Origin of the sequence: Cupriavidus yeoncheonensis (assembly GCF_905397275.1) — a bacterium.
GTDB lineage: Bacteria > Pseudomonadota > Gammaproteobacteria > Burkholderiales > Burkholderiaceae > Cupriavidus > Cupriavidus yeoncheonensis.
The window spans coordinates 334,971-353,997 of the sequence record NZ_CAJPUY010000001.1 but is presented as its reverse complement, the minus strand read 5'-3'; the positions used below and the strand labels follow the sequence as shown (position 1 = coordinate 353,997).

The following is a 19,027-nucleotide window of genomic DNA, read 5'->3' as shown; positions in this document are numbered from 1 at the left end:
AACGTTAAGCCGTGGGGCCGCCAGTCCCTGGCCGTCTGCACACCCCTGGCGTGGCTACTTTACGTCCGTATTATATAAAGACGACGCGGTAGCGCGTGCATTCCTTCCGGCCTTTCCTCCTCAAGGGTGGTGATTTCCCGCTTTCCACTCTCGGGCAGCCAGCGCTGTCCTTCCTTAAGCGCTTACAGACAAGATTTCCCAAGCCGCACATCAACCCCAAGTGCAGAGAGCGCCTGTAGGGATAGTCCCATCTCCATAAACCTTTACGATCGGAAAAATTAAAACTACTCTGTTCACAGGTTTCATCAATCCGGTCGCAAGGAGAGGCAATGGGAAGTACAGAAAACGTCCGCGTCGATATGCGGGAATTCCTCAACCAGATGCCGATGGGGAAGCAGCAATGGGCAGTCTTTCTCGTTTGCTTCGCGGCGACCGCAATCGAGGGCTTCGACACGATTGTGATCGGCTTCATTGCGCCGGCGATCAGCCAGAGCTGGAAGCTGTCGAGCGCCGCGGTCTCGCCGCTGGTGGCGCTGGGACTGTTCGGCTTGCTGATCGGTTCGATCGTCGGCGGCACGCTGGCTGACCGCGTGGGGCGCAAGGCGGTGAGCCTGGTGGCGATCGCATGGTTCGGCGTTGCCGCGATCGCGTCCTGCGAGTCGCAATCGATTACCCAGCTCATCGCCTGGCGCTTCGTGACCGGCCTGGGGATCGGGGCCGCGATGCCGGCCACATCCGCGCTCGTCGCGGAATTCACCCCGGCACGTTCGCGCGCCGCCATGCTGGCCTCGATGTACTGCGGATTCCTGTTCGGCGCCGCCGCGGCCGGCTTCATCACGTCGGTCGCCCTCGGGCCGCTGGGCTGGAGAGGCATGCTCCTGTTGAGCGGCGTCTTGCCGCTCGGCGTGGTCATCCTGCTGGCATGGCAGGTGCCGGAGTCCCCGCTTTACCTGGTGGCAAGCAACAAGGCCGATGCCGCGGTGAAGCGGGTGATGGCAAGGCTCTTTCCCACGGCCGAATTGTCCGCCACCGAGTTCGTGCTCTCGACACCGGCCGAGAAGCAGTCCGGCCTCCGTGCGCTGCTGGGGAAGGACTATCGATTCGGCACCCTGTTGACGTGGTTCGCCGAGTTCGCCGGGTATCTCGTCTTCTTCCTGATCGGCAGCTGGTTGCCGACGCATCTGAAACTGACCGGGCTCTCGATGCAGGAAGCCTCGCAGCTGTCCTCGATGTTCCAGTTCGGCGCGCTCGGCGGAGCCATCCTCTTTGCCATCCTGGTTCGCCGCTTTAACGTCGCCGCCGTGATAGCGGGTGCGTTCGGGGCGGGGTCGTTGCTCATCGTCGCCCTGGGAATGTCGGAAACCGCGCCGTGGTATGCGGCCGTGGTGTTCCTCGCGGGGCTGACCATCGGCGGTCCGCTCATCTGTGTCAACACCATACCGGGGATCTTCTATCCGACCGCGTTTCGCGCGGCGGGAGGCGGCTGGACCGTTTCCATCGGCAGGCTGGGCTCGATCATCGGGTCGGCGCTGATCGGCTGGATCGTCGTGTCGAACCTGCCCTATCTCGCCGTATGTGTCGTCCTGTCGGTGCCGTTGATGCTGGCTTGCGCCAGCATGATAGCCATGGTGCGGGTGCTGGCGGGAAGGCACGGTGCTGCGGCCGAACCGATCGAGAGTATGCGGGCGAAATCGTCCATTGCGGCCCAGTGAAACCCTGATTCCATTTCGCGATATTCCAAGGAAATCGTCATGTCAACGAAGAAGATAGACACGCACCAGCATTTTCTGCCGAAACTGTATGTCGACGCGGTGGGACTCGATGTCTTGCGCGCGGCGATGCCGGGCGGCGTCGCCCCAGGCTGGTCCGCCGAGGCTGCCCTTGCCATGATGGACGAAAACGGCATCGACGAAGGCATCCTGTCCATCTCCTCGGGGCCGGCGATTCCGGACGCCGCCACGCTGCTGAGACGGTGCAACGACCACGCCGCGGAACTCCGCAGCCGGTATCAGGGGCGGTTCGGTTCCTTCGCGAGCCTGCCGCTCCCGGATGTCGACGCGGCCTTGAAGGAAGTCAGCTACTGCCTGGACCAGTTGAAGGTCGATGGCTTCATTCTGTTCACCAACTACGATGGCAAGTACCTGGGCGACGAGCACTTCGTCCCGTTGCTGGATGAACTCGACCGGCGCGGCACGGTGGTGTTCGTCCACCCGAACCAGCCGCCGCATGACGTCCCGTCCGTCGCTCCGGCGTCCGTGCTCGAGTACCCGTTCGAAACGACCCGCACCGCCACGAGCCTGGTCATGTCGGGAGCGATGAGCCGCTACAGGAACGTCCGGTTCATTCTGTCGCATGCGGGCGGTACCTTGCCCTTCCTCGTGCCGCGGCTCGCGCTGTCCATTTCCATGATGCCCGAAGTGGCCGAGCGCGTCGGCGATACGCACGCGGCGATCCGGTCCTTCTACTTCGATACGGCGCTTTCGGCCGGCGCCCCGGCGCTGGCTTCGCTGGCACAGGTTGCGGCCCCCGACCGCATCCTCTTCGGGACGGATTTCCCGTTCGCCCCGACATTCGCCATCCGGAACTTCGGATCGGTACTGGATGCCATTGACGTCCCCGGCGTCGACATGACGCAGGTGTACGGACAGAACGCCGCCAGGCTGCTGAGACGTTAGGCGGCGGGCGTGCGCGGCCCGCAGGGGCTGATCACTTCGGCAGGAGGAGGGACCGTGCGACAGGGCGCGCCGCAAGGCGGCAGCAGCCCTCGCCGTCGCTCGCCTTCACGGCGAACGGTTCCGGCACAAGGAGAGGGGAGACGAAAATGAAAAAATCACTATTGCCGCTTGCCATGCTTGGCACGATTGGCACGGTTGGCACGGTTGGCTCGGTTGGCATTGCCCAGGCCCAGACGGCCGTGACGGTGTATGGCGTGGTGGATTCGAACGTGGAATTTGCCACGAACGTCAAGAACGCGAGCGGCGGGTCGGACAGCCGGTTCGCAGTGAATGGCGGTGGCCTGTCGGGGTCGCGCTGGGGTTTCCGCGGCACCGAGGATCTTGGCAGAGGGCTGACCGGCTTGTTCGTACTGGAAAGCGGCATTGGGGTGGACACCGGCTCCTTGCAGCAGGGCGGTCGCCTGTTCGGCCGCCAGGCGTTCGTCGGCCTGAAGAGCGCCACCTACGGGCAGATCACGTTTGGACGGCAGTATACGTCGCTTGACGAGGCACTCTCCAACTTCTCGCCAGCCTATTACGCCAATACCTATGAGCCGGTGATTGCCGTGGTCGGCCCGGCATTCCGCGAAGACAACACGGTCAAGTATGTCGGCACCTTCGGCCCCGTCACGGTGGGCGCCCATTGGTCCTTCGGAACGGGTGCCGGCTTTGGAACCGTCGGGGGTGCCACCATCGGCGGCGCCGGCGAAGTTCCTGGCCAGTTCCGTCGCGATTCCGGATACGGTGCCCAGGTTTCCTACTTTGGCGAGGCGCTCAGCGCCACGGTCGCCTATGACCAGGTCAATCCGGGCGTCACCAATGGCACCGCCTTCCTCGGGACGGGCACGGTCAGGAAGGCCACAGCGGCCATGGGCTACGCTATCGGGCCGGCAAAGATCGAGGCCGGCTATCGCTGGGGACGTTCGACCGGGCCGCAGCAGACACTGGTGCGTGACGACATCTACTGGGCCGGCGTTGCCTACCAGGCCACCTCCGCGCTTGCACTGACGCTGGAGTACTACTACCAGGACTTTCACTCGTCGACGTTGCCGGCGCTGCGGCCGCCCGGCAATCCTTGGCAGCTCATGTTCATCGCCGACTACAACTTTTCGAAGCGTACCGACGTATACCTGACCACGGCGTACGCAAAGAACGCCGGCCTCGCGCTGGACACAGCGTCGATCGGGTTCTCCAACGGCTATCCGCTGGCGCCGGCAAAGACGAACATGCTTGGCGTCGCGCTGGGTATCCGGCACAAGTTCTGAAGCCCGGCAGGGCTTCCTTCACCGGGCTGGACACAACCAGCCCCATTTCCTCCGCCGCGCCCGCCGACTGCCTGTTGCAATGCTCGCAACGGGTGACTCGCGCATCCCTGGCGGGCGTCGCGGGCTCCCCACGCTGGACACATCTCTGAAGGTCCGGCGAACCGAAGTCATCGTCACGATGCAAGCCGCTTGAAAACGGTGCGAAGTTTACCTTGAAAACTTTACGATCGGGAAATATAGTGGTTTCAACAGCGACGGACTTCGGCGCGACGCCGAATGCAAGGAACGCCGAATGCAAGGCGCGGCTTCGCTGACAGTGGAAGGCAGACATGCAAACGAATATGGAGCGAGACATGGTTGAAGAGCGCGACGTCACGGTAACGATGCGTGACGGCACTCGCCTGGCGGTCGATATCTATCGGCCCCAGGGCGATGGCAGGTTTCCGGTGCTGTACGCCTCGGCGCTGCACAACAAGGACCTCCAGGGGCCCGATATTGCCGACGTGCTGCCCCCGCAGCCGGCCCACGCACCGCTCTGGTTCGGGCCGATCGAGGCCGGCGACACGCGCCGGTTCATCGCCAACGGCTACGTGCACGTCATCGCCCAGCCGCGCGGCTCCGCCAAGTCGGAAGGGCACTACGGCGAAGAGAACACCGACCACTACGACATGATCGAGTGGATCACGCAGCAGCCGTGGTCGGACGGGAATGTCGGGATGGTGGGTATCTCAGGGTTTGCCGGAGAGCAATGGCGCGCCGCCGCCCAGGGGCATCCGGCCCTGAAGGCCATCTTTCCCTACGACGCCTGCAGCGCCTACGGCGGCATGTTCGGGTTTCGGGATTTCAATCCCGGTGGCGTGATCCACACGTTCCCGTACCTGCTGGACGTCTTCAGCACCGTGCATGAATCGCGCAGCGTGCCGGGCACGCTGCCGGAGGAACAGGAAGCGCTATGGCGTGCGGCCATGACGAATCCCGACTACAAGATGTACATCAACCTGTACAACATCCTGACCCAGAAAGGCCAGCGTACCCGGGTGATGTACCACATCATGACCAACCCCTGGGAGGCCGAGGGTACGGTCGACCGCGCCGAGGAAATCTTCCGGTCGATCAAGATTCCCTTCTACACGGGATCGGGCGCTTACGCATATACCTACAAGCTGCACTGGCTCGGCGCGCAGCACTATTTCAAGAATGTCGACCAGCCGCGCAAGCTGATCTTCACCGGCCCCGCCCACCTGGAGCGTCCGTTCCACCAGTATCACGACGAGGTGATCCGCTGGTACGACTACTGGTTGAAGGGCAAAGACACCGGCATCATGGACGAGCCGCCGGTGCGGTACTGGGCGATGGGCGCCAACGAATGGCGCACCGGCAGTGACTGGCCGCTGCCTGAAACGCAATGGACCAAGTACTACCTGTCGAGCTGGGAAAAGCTGAGCACGGAAGCACCCCGTACAAGGGCCGAAGTCGGCAATGCACAGCGCGAGCCCGATGTGTTCACGCAAATGCCGCTCAAGATGACCACGAAGGTCGAGCGGTTGCGCTACATGACGGACCCGCTGCCCCACGACGTCCTCGTTGCCGGCCCGATTTCCCTCACGCTCCATGCGGAAATCGACCAGAGCGACACGAACTGGATCGTGGTGCTGAAAGACGTCGGGCCCGATGTATCGGTCGTCACCGCCCGCGTTGGCGAACGCAGCGTGCCCGATACGCTGCCGGAGCGCGAGCTGACACGCGGCTGGCTGAAGGCGTCCTATCGCGAAACCGATCCTGACCGGTCCACGCCAGGGGAGCCGTTCCACAAGCTGACGAAGGACGCGATCAAGCCGGTGACGCCCGGCGAGATCGTCAAATACGAGATCCAGGTGCTGGCAACGGCCAACCAGTTCAAGGCGGGCCATCGCATCTGCATCGAAATCTGCAGCCTTGATGTGCCGACCGGGACCGGCGCTATGACGGATGTCGAGTACATCCCCTATCACGTCTGCAACAGCAACACCGTCACCCACAAGGTCTACCGGGACGCGGACCATCCGTCCCACTTGCTGCTGCCGTTGATTCCGCTGACGGCGAACACCTGAAAGGCCAAGGACAAGATCATGAAAAGCATTCGATTTGAACGCAAGGGGCCCGTCGGCAACATCGTGCTGGCGAACCCGCCTTACAACCGTCTCGACACGCGCTTTGCCGAATGCCTCGAGGAGGCGGTCCGCGAAGCGAGCCAGTCCGATATCCGTGTGCTGGTGGTCCGCGCCGAAGGGCCGAACTTCAGCCTGGGCGGTGAGGTGCGCGAATGGCCGGGCAAGGACCTGAACTGGTTCCGCACGTTCGTCGCACACGTGAACCGCTCCTATCGCACGATCGAGGGGCTGCGCGTGCCCACGGTGGCCGTGGTGCAGGGCGCCGCATTCGGTGGCGGATTCGAACTGGCGCTGAGCTGCGACTTCATCGTGGCGGCGAGCGACGCGCGCTTCCAGTGCGTCGAGGTGACGACGGCCATGCTGCCGATCGCGGGCGCGCTGCAAAGGCTCGCCGAGCGCGTGGGACGCAGCCGCGCATCCCGCTTTGCCATGCTCGGGGAACCCATTGCCGGGAGTGCGGCCGCGGAACTCGGGATCGCGACCCACGTGGCGGACCCCGATTCGCTCGATCGCGTGGCGAACGAACTGATCGCGCGGCTTGCCGACGGGCCGACGCTCTCCTACGCCGCGACCCGCACGCTGCTGAAGGCGTGGTCAGGCGGCGGTGTCGCCGCCGCCGATGTGGTCATGCTGGACGTGACGATGGGCCTGTACGAGACCGAGGACGCGAACCGGGGGTTCGCCAGCACCGCCAGGGCATTCGATGCCGACGAGGTGCCGCCGGACATGGTGTTCTACGGCAGGTGAATCCGGGCCAAGTCCGGGCCCAGTCCGGGCCAAGTCCGGGCCAAGTCCGGGCCAAGTCCGGGCCAAATCCGGCCCATGTAGCACCGCAGCTTTTGCAGGATGCAGCACATGACGATTCGGGCTCCTTTGCATGTGCTGCCTTCTTTTTCCTTTGAGGCCACGGAGACCCAGTCTCCGATGGTGAATGACGAATTTCGCCGTCCGTCGATCCACGCGTGACGGCACTTGAATGGCAGGAGACGAGTGATGCCGGAAATCAAGACAGATGTACTGATTGTTGGAACGGGTCCCGCCGGCTCGGCGTGCGCCGCGCTGCTTTCGACCTATGGGATCGATAACGTGGTGGTCAACAACTATCGCTGGCTGGCGAATACGCCGCGCGCGCACATCACGAATCTGCGCACGATGGAGGTGTTGCGCGACCTGGGCAGGGAAGTCGAGGATGAGGCTTATCTCCACGCGACCAACGAGGACCTGATGGGTGGCACCGTCTTCTGCGAAAGTCTGGTCGGAGAGGAGATCGGGCGCGTGCCGAGCTGGGGCTCGCATCCGCGCTCGCGGGCCGAGCGCAGGCTGTCGAGCCCCGCCAGGATGAATGATCTTCCGCAGACGTTCATGGAGCCGCTCCTGTTCAAGACGGCGTGCGTGCGCGGGACGCAGGCCCGGATGAGCACCGAGTACCTGTCGCATACGCAGACCGGGGATGGCGTGGTCACGCAATGCCGCGACAAGCTGACCGGCGAAGAATTCACCGTCCGCTCCAGATACCTGGTCGGCGCGGACGGCGGCAACTCGCGCGTCGCAAAGAACGCGGGCCTGCCGTTCGAAGGGCAGATGGGCGTGCGGGGTTCCATGAATATCTGGTTCCGGGCGGATCTCTCCGAACTGGTCGCGCATCGCCCCGCCGTGCTGTACCCGATCATGCAGCCGGGCGCCGAAGTCGGTGGCATCGGGATGGGCCTGATCCGCATGGTCCGGCCCTGGAACGAGTGGCTGATTGTCTGGGGCTACGACATCAATGAGCCGACCCCCGTGGTCGACCAGGAGCGGGCCACCGCGATCGCGCGCCAGCTGGTCGGCAAGCCGGACCTGGAGATCGAGCTGCTCGGCGCGAATACCTGGACCGTGAACAATATGTACGCCACGCGCATGCAGGACGGACGCGTGTTCTGCATGGGCGATGCGACCCACCGGCACCCGCCCTCCGGCGGACTCGGGTCCAATACGTCGATCCAGGATGCCTTCAATCTGGCCTGGAAACTTGCGGCAGTCATCAAGGGCCAGGCCGGCGAGGACCTGCTGCAGACGTACACGACGGAACGCGCGCCGATCGCGAAGCAGATCGTGACTCGTGCCAACCAGTCGATCGCGGAGTTCGCGCCGCTCTACGAGGCACTGGGCATCGCGGAAACGACGGATGCCGAAGTCATGCAGGCCAATATGCATGCCCGCAGCCAGGCAACTAAAGCCGCGGAGACGCAGCGCGAAGCCATACGCGAAGCGCTGGCGTTCAAGCGCTATGAGCTGGATGCGCATGGGGTGGAGATGAACCAGCGCTACAAGTCCAGCGCCGTAGCCACCGATGGCAGCGCCGAGCCGGCCTTCGAGCGCGATCCGGAACTCTATTACCAGGCGACCACCTATCCCGGCGCGCGCCTGCCACATGCCTGGGTCTTCGATGCCCGCGGGCGGCAACATTCCACGCTGGACCTGACGGGGCACGGCCGTTTCACCGTCCTGACCGGAGTGGGCGGAGAGGCCTGGCGCGAAGCCGCAGAGAAGGTCGGCAAGAAGCTCGGCCTGCAGATCGATGTCCGCATCATCGGGCCGCGCCAGCAGTATGCGGACCACACCGGCGACTGGGCGCGCGCCCGCGAGGTCGGCGACACCGGGTGCGTGCTGACGCGGCCGGACCATCACGTCGCGTGGCGCAGCTTTGCCCTGCCGGCGGACCCGGCCGCGGAACTGCTGCAGATCCTGTCGGGCGTGCTTTCCCGGCAGTAACAGAAGACCGAAGACATTGCGACGTCATGCGACGATGGGCCGCGGCATGGGCTCATCGTTCGCTGGAACTGAAGGCAGGAACGATGCGAAACATCGACGAAGACACCATTACGCCGGCGGTACTGGCCGCGATGGCGAAGTGCGGGAACGAGCGGCTGCTGACCGTGATGAGCAGCCTGGTCCGGCATCTGCACGCCTTTGCCAGGGACGTCAGGCTGACGGAAGAGGAATGGCACCAGGCGATCGGCTTCCTTACCGATGTCGGCCATATCACCGACGACCGGCGGCAGGAGTTCGTGCTGCTGTCCGACGTTCTCGGGCTGTCGATGCTCGTGACGACGCAGAACAACCGCAAGCCGGCGGCATGTACGGAAGCCACGGTACTGGGGCCATTCTTCGTCAACGGATCACCCGGGTACGAGAATGGCGACGACCTGTCCAACGGCGCCAGGGGACGGCCGTGCTTTGTCTCGGGGCGCGTGCGCGGCCTGCACGGCGAACCGGTGGCGGATGCGGAGATCGAAGTCTGGCAATCCGATGAAGACGGCTTCTACGACGTGCAGTACACCGATGCGGACCCGGCGCATCAGGCGCGGGGTCGCCTGCATACCCTGCCGGACGGACGCTTTCATTTCCGGTCGATCCTGCCGGAGGCGTACCCGATCCCGCATGACGGTCCGGTAGGACGCATGCTCGACGCACTCGGCCGGCACCCGTGGCGCCCCGCGCACCTGCATTTCTGGATCAAGGCACCGGGGTATGAGCCATTGATCACGCACCTGTTCCGCAACGAAGACCAGTACCTCGACTCGGATGCCGTGTTCGGCGTGCGCTCGTCGCTGGTCGTGGACTGGGTCGAGCATCCTGCCGGCATGGCGCCGGACGGCACCGCGATGCCATCGGCGTTCCACACGCTCGACTACGAATTCGTGCTCAATCCGGCGGGGCAGGGCCAGTAACCCGGGCGCAGGCGCCAGCCCGGCAAGGCAGGGCGCCAGTCATTTCCGTTGCCGGCCGGTCGTCCTGGATCGGGCCGGCGCTGGCTCGGCCCCGGCATCGTCTTCAAGGTCCGGAAGCACCAGTTCTTCCATCAGGGAGAGTGTCCGGAGGCAGAACGCCTGACCCGCGGCACGCTCATGCTCCGGGAACTGCGACATGGCCGGTGCGATGGACGACTCGTTGGCGAGCGTTTCCACCGCCTGTTCAACGGTCTCGATTCCCTTCTTCGTAAGATGCACGATGAAGCCACCGGCATGGCCGGGATCGATCGCGCGCTCCACCATGCCGTGGCCGGCAAGCCGGTCGATCTTCTTCGTGATCGCCCCCGAGGTCACGATCAGGGCCCGATACAGATCCGTCGGCCGCTTTGCATACGGCGGACCGCCCCGGCGCAGGGCGAGCAGGACCCGCATGTCGGACCCGCTGATGCCCCATTCCCGCAGGCACAGCCGGTCAAAGGCGCGTTCGATGAGCGTGCCGAGCCGCATGAAATAGGTCGCGAGCAGGAAGTTCGAAAGGTCGAGGTCACTGCGCTCATGCTGCCACTGCAGCGTGATGAGGTCGATGTGGCTGCTGCCGGGCAAGCGCGGCTTTCGGGTTGCATCGGCCTGGGCGGCTGGAGCCGGCTTCTTGCGCGATCGTGCGGGCGGAGTCTGCTTTGCGGCGGTGGGGCTCATCGGTTTTGCTTCCCTGGAAGGACAATGTTTTTGCGCTGCCGCGCTCAATTGTACGTAAGTTCCAACGCTCGACGAAGCGCATAGGCCACTAAGAACCCATTTCAGAATGAGGAAGGGGACGCGTTCCATCCACGTGGCGCAGGCTAGGCGTGGGCCGCCGGCCTTGGTCGTTCCAAGGTCAAGGCCCGCAACAACGCATGCGCCACGCCTGGATGGAACCCGAAGGGAAGGCTGTTGCCGGGCCGCATGGCGTCGTTGTGGCCTCCTTGCGTGGAATGACCACGCGGCGTCGGCCACGCCTAGCCCTGCGGCCCGGCAACAGCCTTCGCGCCCCTTCCTCATTCTGAAATGGGTTCTTAGCCGGCGGTGGCAGCAATTGCCGCACGCGCCAGGGCCCGCTCAGGCCAGCCGGTCGGCACCACGAACCCGCGCGAGCGCTCGCGCCACCAGCCCGGCGCCTGCGCGCCGGCCGGTTCCATCTCGCACAGCATGATCGGTGATTCACGGCGCCAGCCGTGGTCGGGGTGGGGATCGGCAAAGCGCTCGGCCAGCGCCTCGCGCAGGGAGTCCGCCGCTTCGGTGTCGCCCTCTTCCAGCAGCGCGCCGGACAACCAGCCCGAGCGCGACAACCGGCACCAGCGCGTGCCGGCTGCTTGGCCGGCGCGCGCAAACCAGTCGTCAAGCGTGGACCACCAGCCGTGCAAGTGGTTGCCGGCAATGCCCAGACGGTCCAATCCTTGCGGCACCAGGCCGTCGCGATAGAACAGCCACCCCAGCAGATAGACTTCACTGCGATCGACCGCGCTGCCCAGCAATCCCAGCGCCTCCGCCGTGCGAGCCAGCGGCAGCTGCCGGTGCACGATATGGTCGAGCTTGTCGCCGAGCCGGTCGACGAGGTTCGGCCCGACAAACCCGCGCAGCCCCAGCGCTTGCCTGTCGCCGGCATCGACCATCAGGTAGAACTTGGCGGCCATTTCCCAATGCACCACCTCGCCGCTGCCCTGGTCCCGCCAGACGAAGTCGAGTTCGCCGAGCGTCTGGATACCGCGCCCGTGCGCGCGTCTGACCGGTACGTTTGCCGCCAGCAATTCCAGCCCCTGCGCATGGCGCAGCGCGAACTGCAGCAGGCGTTCGGCATGGCGCCCCAGGCGCAGGCTGCGGGCGCGGCCGGGCTCTTCGGGCAACGCATCGGCAATGCCGCTGGCGAGTTCGGTAATGGTGGCGGGCAAGCCTGCGGGATCGGCCTGGCCAAGCCAGTGCTCCCAGGCAGACTGGGCGCCGGCGGGCCAGCGGGCCAGGCGCGCGACGCTGTCACCGGCGGCCGGCAGGCCCGCGAGCAGGGCCGGTGACAAGGTGCACCAGGCCAGGTCGCGCGTGCGTGGCGACAGCGCCTGTTGCCACAGCGGCGGCGCCGGCGCGTGCACGCCGTTGCCGCCGTGGCTCAGCGAAAGGTCAGGCCTGAGCTCCCGCACGATCGTGTATCTCGCGGGCCAGGCACAGGTCCTCCCAGGCGCGAGCCTTGTCGGTCAGCGTGCGCAGCAGATAGGCGGGATGGTAGGTGACCACCACGGGAATCCCCTCGTAGCGATGGACAGTGCCGCGCAGCTTGCCGATCGGGGTGGTGGTGCGCAGCAGGGACTGCGCGGCAAAGCGGCCCAGCACGACGATGACCTTGGGCCGCACCAGCGCGATCTGCCGCTTCAGGAACGGCTCGCACTGCTCGACCTCGGCCGGTTCCGGGTTGCGGTTGCCCGGCGGACGGCATTTGAGCACATTGGCGATGAAGACGTTGCGGCCACGCGCGAGTCCCAGCGATCCCAGCATATTGTCCAGCAGCTTGCCAGCCTGGCCGACGAACGGTTCGCCTTGCAGGTCTTCGTTCTCGCCGGGCGCCTCGCCGACCAGCATCCATTCCGCCTGGCGATCGCCCACGCCGAACACGGTGTTGGTTCGCGTCTGGCACAGGCCGCAGGCCGTGCAGGACGCCACAGCGGCATCCAGTGCGGGCCACTCCATCGCGGCGATGGCAGCTTCGCGATCGGGGACGGCAGCGGGGCGCTCGGGCTCAGGCTCGGGCTCGGCGACGAAAGGTGGCGCCGGCTCTTCAAGGTCCGGCTCCAGGTCCATGACCTCCACAAGCCGTGCTTCGATGGACTCCGGCGCCAGCAGGGGTTCGGTTTGCGCCTCGGGCCCGGCCAGCATGGCGGCCTCGCGGTGGGGCTCCGCAGCGGCATCCTGCGGCGCGCCCACCGGCTTGCGCGGCACCCACTCCGTGGGAATGCCCAGCACCTCAAGGAACTGTGCGCGGCGGCTCATGCTGCGTCCTCGCTGCCGGGCCAGGCCCGGCGCAACACCAGCGCGTCTTCGCGAGCGTTGCCGGCCGCCGGGTAGTAGCCCTTGCGCCGGCCGATCTCGACAAAACCTGCCTCGAGATAAAGCGCCAGCGCTCCGGTATTGGAAGGCCGCACTTCCAGCAGCATCGTATGCAGGTGGTGCGTGTGCGATGTCGCCAGCGTCACCGCCAGCATCAGGCGGCCCACCCCCTGCCGCTGCCGGCGCGGCTCCACGGTGATGTTGAGCAGGTGCATCTCGTCGACCACGGGCATCAGCACGACGTACGCCACGAGCGTACCGGACGGATCGCGCAGGGTCAGGCCCATATGGCCGGCCTTGATGGAGTTCTCGAAATTGCCGCGCGTCCAGGGATGGCTGTAGGCGCGCGATTCGATCTCCGCCACCGCCTGCAGGTCCAGCGCACTCATGCGTGCGAGCACCCAGCCATGGGCCAGGGCGGGCATGACCGGAACCTCCGGCCAGTCCGACGACTCGGCAGTATCCGCGCGGTAGCTCACGCTCACGATGTACTCCTCGCGGCCCCTTGCGCGGCGGCCTTGGCGGCGGCGGCCGCTTCGCGCTCCTCGATGGTCTGGGCGACCTTGTCGCGCAGGTAGATCGGCATGGCCAGGGCGGCATCGATGGCCTCGCCGCGCGCCAGGGCCCGCAGCGCGATGGCCACCAGCGGCTGCGCGTGGGGCATGGCCTCGGGCAGCACGCGCGCGGCGCGCGCCAGGCCGGCCAACCGTTCGCCAAACACCGTGGCGGCGTTGCCGGCCACCCAGAATTCGCCGGCTGGCAAGGCCACGGTTTCCGGCGGACCAACCTGCATCCGCGTTTCAGTCGTCCATTCGTGCGCGGCTGCGTCCCAGCGGAAGGCGGCGGAATAGGCTTCATCCATGCGCGCGTCCAGCGCGACCAGCACGGATACTTCAGGCGGCAGGGCGGGCGTGGCGCCGCGGGCGCTTTCCGCGCACGCCATCAGCGTATTGACCGGAATGACCGGCAGCCCGGCACCGAAGGCCAGGCCCTGGGCCACGCCGCAGGCGGTACGCAGGCCCGTGAACGAACCCGGGCCGGCGCCGAAGGCAATGGCCGAGCAATCGGCCAGCGCAATGCCGGCTTCGGCCAGCAGTTCGCCGGCCGCGGGCAGCACGCGTGCGGACGACCGCGCGCCGGTATGGTCATGGCGAGACCATGACTCGACCGCGCCATCCGCCGTGGCACGGCCCAGTGCAACAGAACACCACTCGGTGGAAGTTTCGACAGCAAGAATCCAGGACATGGCGCGATTGTAGCCGGTGGCGCCCCAAACCGAATCCTTCCTCGGTTTTTTGGCGGACCTGCGTGCCGGATTGGGGACTATCATCGGGCCATTCTTTTCCCCGGACTCTCCAGGAGACCCCATGAGTGACCTGCAAGCCCGCTTCGACCAGGCCCAGACCGACGTCAAGCAACTCAGCGAGCGCCCCAGCAACATGACGCTGCTGCGCCTGTACGCCCTGTTCAAGCAAGGCAGCGAAGGCGACGCCCACGGCGACAAGCCGGGCATGACCGATTTCGTCGGCCGCTACAAGTTCGAAGCGTGGGAAGCCCTCAAGGGCACCACCCGGGACGCCGCGATGGAAAGCTACATCGCCCTCGTGGAAGAGTTGCGCAGCGGCGCCACGAACTGAGGTCCGCCGGCGCCGCCCGCCTCAGTCGAGCGGCACCGGCTTCGGCCGGATGCGCCAGGACGCCAGGATGGCCGTGGCGATCACCACGCCCACGGCCAGGAAGGTTTCATCGAAGGCGCGGATGCGCGCGGCTTGCTCCAGCGCATCCGCGCCCTGCCCCAGCACCGTGCCATGCTGGTTCAGCCGCCACTGCAGGCCGACGCCGGCCAGGCTGACACCGATCGCCCCGCCAAGCTGCCGCACGAAATTGATGCAGCTCGATCCCTGCGCGATCAGCGAAAAATCCACGCCGCGCATCGACCCGAGCGTCAGCGACGGCAGGATGCAGCCGAGGCCAATGCGCCCGAGCACCGCCAGCGCCACCAGCAGCAGATATGGCGTGGACGGAGAGCCCGTCGCCATCAGCAGGAACGACAGCGCCAGCAGGGCCAGCCCGAATGACACCTGGTAATGCGGCGACACCCGCTGCGTCAAGCGACCCGCCACTGCAATCGTCAGGGCCAGCGCGACGCCGGCCGGCAGCAACACCAGGCCCGCGCGCGACGGTGTGTAGTTCAGCGCCATCTGCATGTACACGGGCAGCAGGTAGGTCGACCCGAACAGGCCCGCGCCGTAGATAAGCGCCACCACCGCGCCTGCCGAGAACTGCCGGTAGCTGTACAGCCGCATGTCCATCAGCGGATCGGCCGCGCGCAGCTGCCACATCACGAACACCACGGTCAGCACGACGCCAAGGCCGGCCAGCAGCATGCCCGCGGCCACGCTTTCGCGCATTTCCACCAGCCCGTTCAGCAGGCAGACCGTCGCGATGCCGGCCAGCGCCAGCCCGCGCCAGTCCAGCGGCTTGCGCTCGCCCATCATGGCCGAATCGACCGCCATGAAGCGCCGCGCCATGAGGGCGCCCAGCAGGGTCAGCGGCACCACGACGAAGAAGATGGAACGCCAGCCGAAGGCTTCCACGAGGAAACCACCGAGGCTTGGCCCGAGCGCCGGCGCAAGCACCACGCCAAATCCGAACAGGGTCATGGCCTTGCCCTGCTCGCGCTCATCGAACACGCGCAGCACCAGGATGCTGGGCAGCGGCTGCATGATGCCCGCCGCGACGCCTTCGGCCACGCGCATGGCGATCATCACGCCGTAGGTCGGCGACAGCCCGCCCACCAATCCGCCCACGCCCAGCAGCGCCAGCGCGCCCAGGAAGGTGCGCCGCAGGCCGTAGCGGTTGAGCAGCCAGGGCGTCAGCAGCATCGCCAGCGTCATCGCGATCATGAAGCTGGCCGCCACCCACTGGGCGCGCTCCTGGCCGAGCCCGAAATGCCGGCTCAGGTCCGGAATGGCAACGTTGATGATGGTGGACGAGACAATGGACGACATCGTCCCCAGCATCAGCGTGACCAGCACCAGCCAGCGCAGCCGGTCGCCATAACGCGCGCGCAGCGCCGCCCGGGTCGGCTCTCCCGACCCGCCGCCGGAACTCTCCGGCGCGTGCGGGGCCCGGCTCACCCCAGGCGCCCCGTAGCGGCGATCTCGCGGATATTGCGGACGGTGTCGATGTCGGCCTCGTGGTAGGCGGACTTGACGATCTCGGCATAACGGTCGTCGCCGCTGGCGTCCACCGCCGGCATGGTCGTGTGGTAGACAAAGCGCAGCAGCAGCGCGCCGGGCGCGGGGGTCTCGATCGCCATCGTCAAGGTGCCGCCGGCATGATCTGCCGTCGCGGCGGTCTCGTAGCGAACCTGGCGGCGGGGTTCGAACACCACGTGGTCATGGATGGTCGCCGCGCCGAAATGCAGCACGCGATCGATCCAGCCGTCGCCGCGGCCGACGACTTCAGCCCGGTCCAGGCCCAGGACGAACAGTTCGGGCGACTCGGCGCGCAGGACCAGGCCTTGCCAGAGCTGGTCGGGCGTGAGCGGATCCAGTTGAGGATTGCCTGGATCGTTGATCTCTACCAAGTGCTCGAAACGCAACTTCATTCTCCGTGTTTTGGTGTAGTCGATATTATGAAGTGTCTTGACTGTTCGTCAGCACCATTTCACTGCGCAGCGCAGCATCCGCGCCACGCCTGTCCGGAGCCACTGCATGTCCCTCACCACGCGTCCTGAAGCCGATCAAGCCGATCCCATGCAAGTCCTGGTGTATGCCGATTCCCTCTCATGGGGCATCGTGCCTGGCACGCGCCGGCGCCTTCCGTTCCCGATACGCTGGCCGGGCCGGCTTGAACTCGGGCTGAACGCCGATGGCGGCGCGCCGGTCCGCATCATCGAGGACTGCCTGAACGGCCGCCGCACGGTCTGGGACGACCCGTTCAAGCCGGGGCGCAACGGCCTGCAAGGGCTCGCGCAGCGCATCGAGATCAATTCCCCGCTCGCGCTCGTGGTCTTGATGCTGGGCAACAACGATTTCCAGTCGATGCACCCGCACAACGCCTGGCATGCCGCGCAGGGCATCGGCGCCCTGGTCAACGCCATCCGCACGGCGCCGATCGAGCCCGGCATGCCGGTGCCGCCGGTGCTGGTCGTCGTGCCGCCGCCGATCCGCACGCCGCGCGGCCCGCTCGCGCCCAAGTTCGCCGGTGGCGAGCACAAGTGGGCGGGCTTGCCGGACGCGGTGCGCGAGGTATGCGACGCGCTCGCATGCCCGCTGTTCGATGCCGGCACGGTCATCCAGAGCAGCGCCGTCGACGGTGTCCACCTCGATGCCGATGCGCACCAGGCGCTCGGCGTCGCGCTGCGGCCCGTGGTGCGCGAACTTCTCGCCCGGTGACATCCCTCCTGACAGGAGTTGTCAGGAGCGCGGGCGCACAATGCGCGGGCATTTCCCCCAAAGCCGTCAGGAGACCGTGATGGAGTTGCTGATCAATATCGATGTCGATGACCTGCCGCGAGGCATCGGCTTCTACCAGGAAGGGCTGGGCCTGCGCCTGAGCCGCAAGCTGTTCGACGATACCGTGGCCGAGATGACCGGCGGCGCCACCCCCATCTATCTGCTCGCCAAGCCGCCCGGCTCGCGCCCGACCACGCGCGCAGACACCCGGCGCGACTACCGCCGGCACTGGACGCCGGTGCATCTCGATTTTGTCGTCGACAACCTCGAAACCGCCATCGAACGCGCGCTGGAGGCCGGCGCGGAGATCGAGGACTGGCCGCAGGAGTTCGACTGGGGCCGGCAGGCCACGCTGTCGGACCCGTTCGGGCATGGGCTTTGTTTTATTGAGTGGCGGGGCCAGGGGTATGGAGGCCGGCGCCATTAAATGCCAGTTTTTTGACCCCAACCGACTTCATAAGCATATGAGAAAGAAATAGACGCCCAAATCCCCTGCGCTGCCCCGTTTGGACGCAATTGCGTTAATCTTTGGCCTCGCCCGCCCGACCGCACCCGGACCGGGGTGAGGCGCCTTTCAAGCCACAAGCTTCCAACAACATCCAAACTCTCCAATGCGCAGCATCTCCCTTTACAAGCGTCTGGCGGTTGCCGTGTCCGCCGTTGGCCTCATCGCCGCCGCGGGCAGCGTGTCGGCCCAGGAGCAGACCATCCGCGTGGGCACTGTCAGTGGTCCGGACTCCGAAGTCTGGCAAGTCGTGCAGAAAGTGGCCAAGAAGAACGGCCTGAACGTGAAAGTCGTGGAATTCAACGACTACGTGCAGCCCAACGCCGCGCTCGACGCCGGCGACCTGGACGCCAACAGCTTCCAGCACCAGCCCTATCTGGACAGCCAGATCAAGCAGCGCGGCTACAAGATGGCGAGCGTGGGTTACACCTACATTTCGCCGCTGGGCATCTACGCGAAGAACCTGAAGTCGCCCAAGGACCTGCCGCAGGGCGCCAAGGTGGCAGTGCCCAATGATCCGTCGAACGAGAATCGCGCACTGCTGCTGCTGCAGTCCCAGGGCGTGATCAAGCTCAAGGCCGGCGCGGGCACCAACGGCAACAATGCGACCCCGCTGGACGTGGCCGAGAACCCCAGGAAGCTGAAGATCGTCGAACTCGACGCCGCCCAGCTGGCGCGCGCCCTGCCGGACGTCGGCGCCGCGGTCATCAACACCAACTACGCGCTGGCCGCCGGCCTGCAGCCGACCCGGGACGCGATTGGCCTGGAAGACATCCACAGCCCGTACGCCAATATCATCGTGGTCCGCACCCAGGACAAGGACAAGCCGTGGGTGAAGAAGCTGGTGGCGGCTTACCAGTCGGAAGACGTGAAGCAGTTCATGAAGACCCAGTTCAAGGGCGCGATGGTTCCGTCGTTCTGATGGATGGATAGATGCGGGCTTGTCCCGCATCCGCCTGCCCTTCCATCCGGGCTGGCACCCATACCGACCCCGCTTCGGCGGGGAAACCGGCGGGCCGCCAATCGATGCATGCTAAAGTGAGCGTTCTTCAACGCAAGAGCTCACGCATGCCGCGCCGCGCCAACGATTTCACGCTGACACCTGACAGGCCCCCTGCCCGTCACACGCG

The 19,027-nt window shown here is 66.0% G+C and carries 18 protein-coding genes; 11 read left to right on the top strand and 7 right to left on the bottom strand.

Features of this window, described 5'->3' with window-relative positions; all coding sequences use genetic code 11:
- Positions 1–329: 329 nt before the first annotated feature.
- The 7 genes from KHO22_RS01715 (at position 330) to KHO22_RS01685 (ending at position 9,839) form a co-directional block, all read left to right on the top strand.
- Positions 330–1,712, top strand: coding sequence for an MFS transporter (locus KHO22_RS01715; RefSeq protein WP_211945351.1), 1,383 nt, complete (start codon positions 330–332; stop codon positions 1,710–1,712).
- Between the two features lie 39 nt (positions 1,713–1,751).
- A complete protein-coding gene (locus tag KHO22_RS01710) occupies positions 1,752–2,675 on the top strand; it encodes an amidohydrolase family protein (protein ID WP_211945350.1) in 924 nt (307 codons plus the stop codon).
- A gap of 146 nt (positions 2,676–2,821) precedes the next feature.
- Entirely contained in the window at positions 2,822–3,979 is a 1,158-nt protein-coding gene (locus KHO22_RS01705; RefSeq protein ID WP_211945349.1) for a porin, read from the top strand.
- Between the two features lie 329 nt (positions 3,980–4,308).
- Positions 4,309–6,069 (top strand): CocE/NonD family hydrolase, encoded by a 1,761-nt coding sequence (locus KHO22_RS01700; protein ID WP_211945348.1) that lies wholly within the window; start codon positions 4,309–4,311, stop codon positions 6,067–6,069.
- Positions 6,070–6,087: 18 nt separating this feature from the next.
- Entirely contained in the window at positions 6,088–6,876 is a 789-nt protein-coding gene (locus KHO22_RS01695; protein ID WP_211945347.1) for an enoyl-CoA hydratase/isomerase family protein, read from the top strand.
- Between the two features lie 246 nt (positions 6,877–7,122).
- Positions 7,123–8,880: an FAD-dependent oxidoreductase gene (locus KHO22_RS01690; RefSeq protein ID WP_230426700.1), complete on the top strand. Its 1,758-nt coding sequence runs from the start codon at positions 7,123–7,125 to the stop codon at positions 8,878–8,880.
- Between the two features lie 83 nt (positions 8,881–8,963).
- A complete protein-coding gene (locus KHO22_RS01685) occupies positions 8,964–9,839 on the top strand; it encodes an intradiol ring-cleavage dioxygenase (RefSeq protein ID WP_211945345.1) in 876 nt (291 codons plus the stop codon).
- Between the two features lie 39 nt (positions 9,840–9,878).
- On the opposite strand, the gene KHO22_RS01680 is transcribed toward KHO22_RS01685, so the two are convergent.
- The 5 genes from KHO22_RS01680 to tsaB all read right to left on the bottom strand — a co-directional run bounded on the left by KHO22_RS01680 (position 9,879) and on the right by tsaB (position 14,175).
- Entirely contained in the window at positions 9,879–10,556 is a 678-nt protein-coding gene (locus KHO22_RS01680; RefSeq protein WP_230426699.1) for a MarR family winged helix-turn-helix transcriptional regulator, read from the bottom strand.
- A 356-nt stretch (positions 10,557–10,912) separates the two neighbouring features.
- Positions 10,913–12,028: a DUF1853 family protein gene (locus tag KHO22_RS01675; protein ID WP_211945344.1), complete on the bottom strand. Its 1,116-nt coding sequence runs from the start codon at positions 12,026–12,028 to the stop codon at positions 10,913–10,915.
- Positions 12,009–12,872, bottom strand: coding sequence for a uracil-DNA glycosylase (locus KHO22_RS01670; protein WP_211945343.1), 864 nt, complete (start codon positions 12,870–12,872; stop codon positions 12,009–12,011). Before KHO22_RS01670 ends, KHO22_RS01675 begins: the two co-directional genes overlap by 20 nt.
- Positions 12,869–13,354, bottom strand: a complete 486-nt coding sequence (gene rimI / locus KHO22_RS01665) for a ribosomal protein S18-alanine N-acetyltransferase (RefSeq protein ID WP_211945478.1) — start codon at positions 13,352–13,354, stop codon at positions 12,869–12,871. The genes KHO22_RS01670 and rimI overlap by 4 nt, the downstream gene beginning before the upstream one ends.
- A 56-nt stretch (positions 13,355–13,410) precedes the next feature.
- On the bottom strand, positions 13,411–14,175 hold the full coding sequence (gene tsaB / locus KHO22_RS01660; protein WP_211945342.1) for a tRNA (adenosine(37)-N6)-threonylcarbamoyltransferase complex dimerization subunit type 1 TsaB: 765 nt from the start codon (positions 14,173–14,175) through the stop codon (positions 13,411–13,413).
- Between the two features lie 121 nt (positions 14,176–14,296).
- Between tsaB and KHO22_RS01655 the strand changes: the two genes are divergently transcribed.
- Positions 14,297–14,566 carry an acyl-CoA-binding protein gene (locus tag KHO22_RS01655; RefSeq protein WP_211945341.1) on the top strand — a complete coding sequence of 90 codons (270 nt, stop codon included), beginning with the start codon at positions 14,297–14,299 and terminating at the stop codon, positions 14,564–14,566.
- 21 nt (positions 14,567–14,587) lie between these two features.
- On the opposite strand, the gene KHO22_RS01650 is transcribed toward KHO22_RS01655, so the two are convergent.
- Positions 14,588–16,069 carry a DHA2 family efflux MFS transporter permease subunit gene (locus tag KHO22_RS01650; RefSeq protein WP_211945340.1) on the bottom strand — a complete coding sequence of 494 codons (1,482 nt, stop codon included), beginning with the start codon at positions 16,067–16,069 and terminating at the stop codon, positions 14,588–14,590.
- Entirely contained in the window at positions 16,066–16,542 is a 477-nt protein-coding gene (locus KHO22_RS01645; protein ID WP_211945339.1) for an SRPBCC family protein, read from the bottom strand. Before KHO22_RS01645 ends, KHO22_RS01650 begins: the two co-directional genes overlap by 4 nt.
- Positions 16,543–16,648: 106 nt before the next feature.
- Here KHO22_RS01645 and KHO22_RS01640 point away from each other — a divergent pair, with 106 nt between their 5' ends.
- The 3 genes from KHO22_RS01640 (at position 16,649) to KHO22_RS01630 (ending at position 18,819) form a co-directional block, all read left to right on the top strand.
- The gene (locus KHO22_RS01640; RefSeq protein ID WP_230426698.1) at positions 16,649–17,332 is read left to right on the top strand and encodes an SGNH/GDSL hydrolase family protein; all 684 of its coding nucleotides are present in this window, start codon (positions 16,649–16,651) and stop codon (positions 17,330–17,332) included.
- Positions 17,333–17,411: 79 nt separating this feature from the next.
- Positions 17,412–17,819: a VOC family protein gene (locus tag KHO22_RS01635; protein ID WP_211945338.1), complete on the top strand. Its 408-nt coding sequence runs from the start codon at positions 17,412–17,414 to the stop codon at positions 17,817–17,819.
- Between the two features lie 184 nt (positions 17,820–18,003).
- On the top strand, positions 18,004–18,819 hold the full coding sequence (locus KHO22_RS01630; RefSeq protein ID WP_211945337.1) for a MetQ/NlpA family ABC transporter substrate-binding protein: 816 nt from the start codon (positions 18,004–18,006) through the stop codon (positions 18,817–18,819).
- The last annotated feature ends 208 nt before the right edge of the window (positions 18,820–19,027 follow it).

What these genes read in the sequence shown, in the direction of transcription:
- KHO22_RS01715 (WP_211945351.1), top strand. Translation starts at nt 330, where the DNA reads ATGGGAAGTACAGAAAACGTCCGCGTCGATATGCGGGAATTCCTCAAC.
- KHO22_RS01710 (WP_211945350.1), top strand. Translation starts at nt 1,752, where the DNA reads ATGTCAACGAAGAAGATAGACACGCACCAGCATTTTCTGCCGAAACTG.
- KHO22_RS01705 (WP_211945349.1), top strand. Translation starts at nt 2,822, where the DNA reads ATGAAAAAATCACTATTGCCGCTTGCCATGCTTGGCACGATTGGCACG.
- KHO22_RS01700 (WP_211945348.1), top strand. Translation starts at nt 4,309, where the DNA reads ATGCAAACGAATATGGAGCGAGACATGGTTGAAGAGCGCGACGTCACG.
- KHO22_RS01695 (WP_211945347.1), top strand. Translation starts at nt 6,088, where the DNA reads ATGAAAAGCATTCGATTTGAACGCAAGGGGCCCGTCGGCAACATCGTG.
- KHO22_RS01690 (WP_230426700.1), top strand. Translation starts at nt 7,123, where the DNA reads ATGCCGGAAATCAAGACAGATGTACTGATTGTTGGAACGGGTCCCGCC.
- KHO22_RS01685 (WP_211945345.1), top strand. Translation starts at nt 8,964, where the DNA reads ATGCGAAACATCGACGAAGACACCATTACGCCGGCGGTACTGGCCGCG.
- KHO22_RS01680 (WP_230426699.1), bottom strand. Translation starts at nt 10,556, where the DNA reads ATGAGCCCCACCGCCGCAAAGCAGACTCCGCCCGCACGATCGCGCAAG.
- KHO22_RS01670 (WP_211945343.1), bottom strand. Translation starts at nt 12,872, where the DNA reads ATGAGCCGCCGCGCACAGTTCCTTGAGGTGCTGGGCATTCCCACGGAG.
- rimI (WP_211945478.1), bottom strand. Translation starts at nt 13,354, where the DNA reads ATGCCCGCCCTGGCCCATGGCTGGGTGCTCGCACGCATGAGTGCGCTG.
- tsaB (WP_211945342.1), bottom strand. Translation starts at nt 14,175, where the DNA reads ATGTCCTGGATTCTTGCTGTCGAAACTTCCACCGAGTGGTGTTCTGTT.
- KHO22_RS01655 (WP_211945341.1), top strand. Translation starts at nt 14,297, where the DNA reads ATGAGTGACCTGCAAGCCCGCTTCGACCAGGCCCAGACCGACGTCAAG.
- KHO22_RS01645 (WP_211945339.1), bottom strand. Translation starts at nt 16,542, where the DNA reads ATGAAGTTGCGTTTCGAGCACTTGGTAGAGATCAACGATCCAGGCAAT.
- KHO22_RS01640 (WP_230426698.1), top strand. Translation starts at nt 16,649, where the DNA reads ATGTCCCTCACCACGCGTCCTGAAGCCGATCAAGCCGATCCCATGCAA.
- KHO22_RS01635 (WP_211945338.1), top strand. Translation starts at nt 17,412, where the DNA reads ATGGAGTTGCTGATCAATATCGATGTCGATGACCTGCCGCGAGGCATC.
- KHO22_RS01630 (WP_211945337.1), top strand. Translation starts at nt 18,004, where the DNA reads ATGCGCAGCATCTCCCTTTACAAGCGTCTGGCGGTTGCCGTGTCCGCC.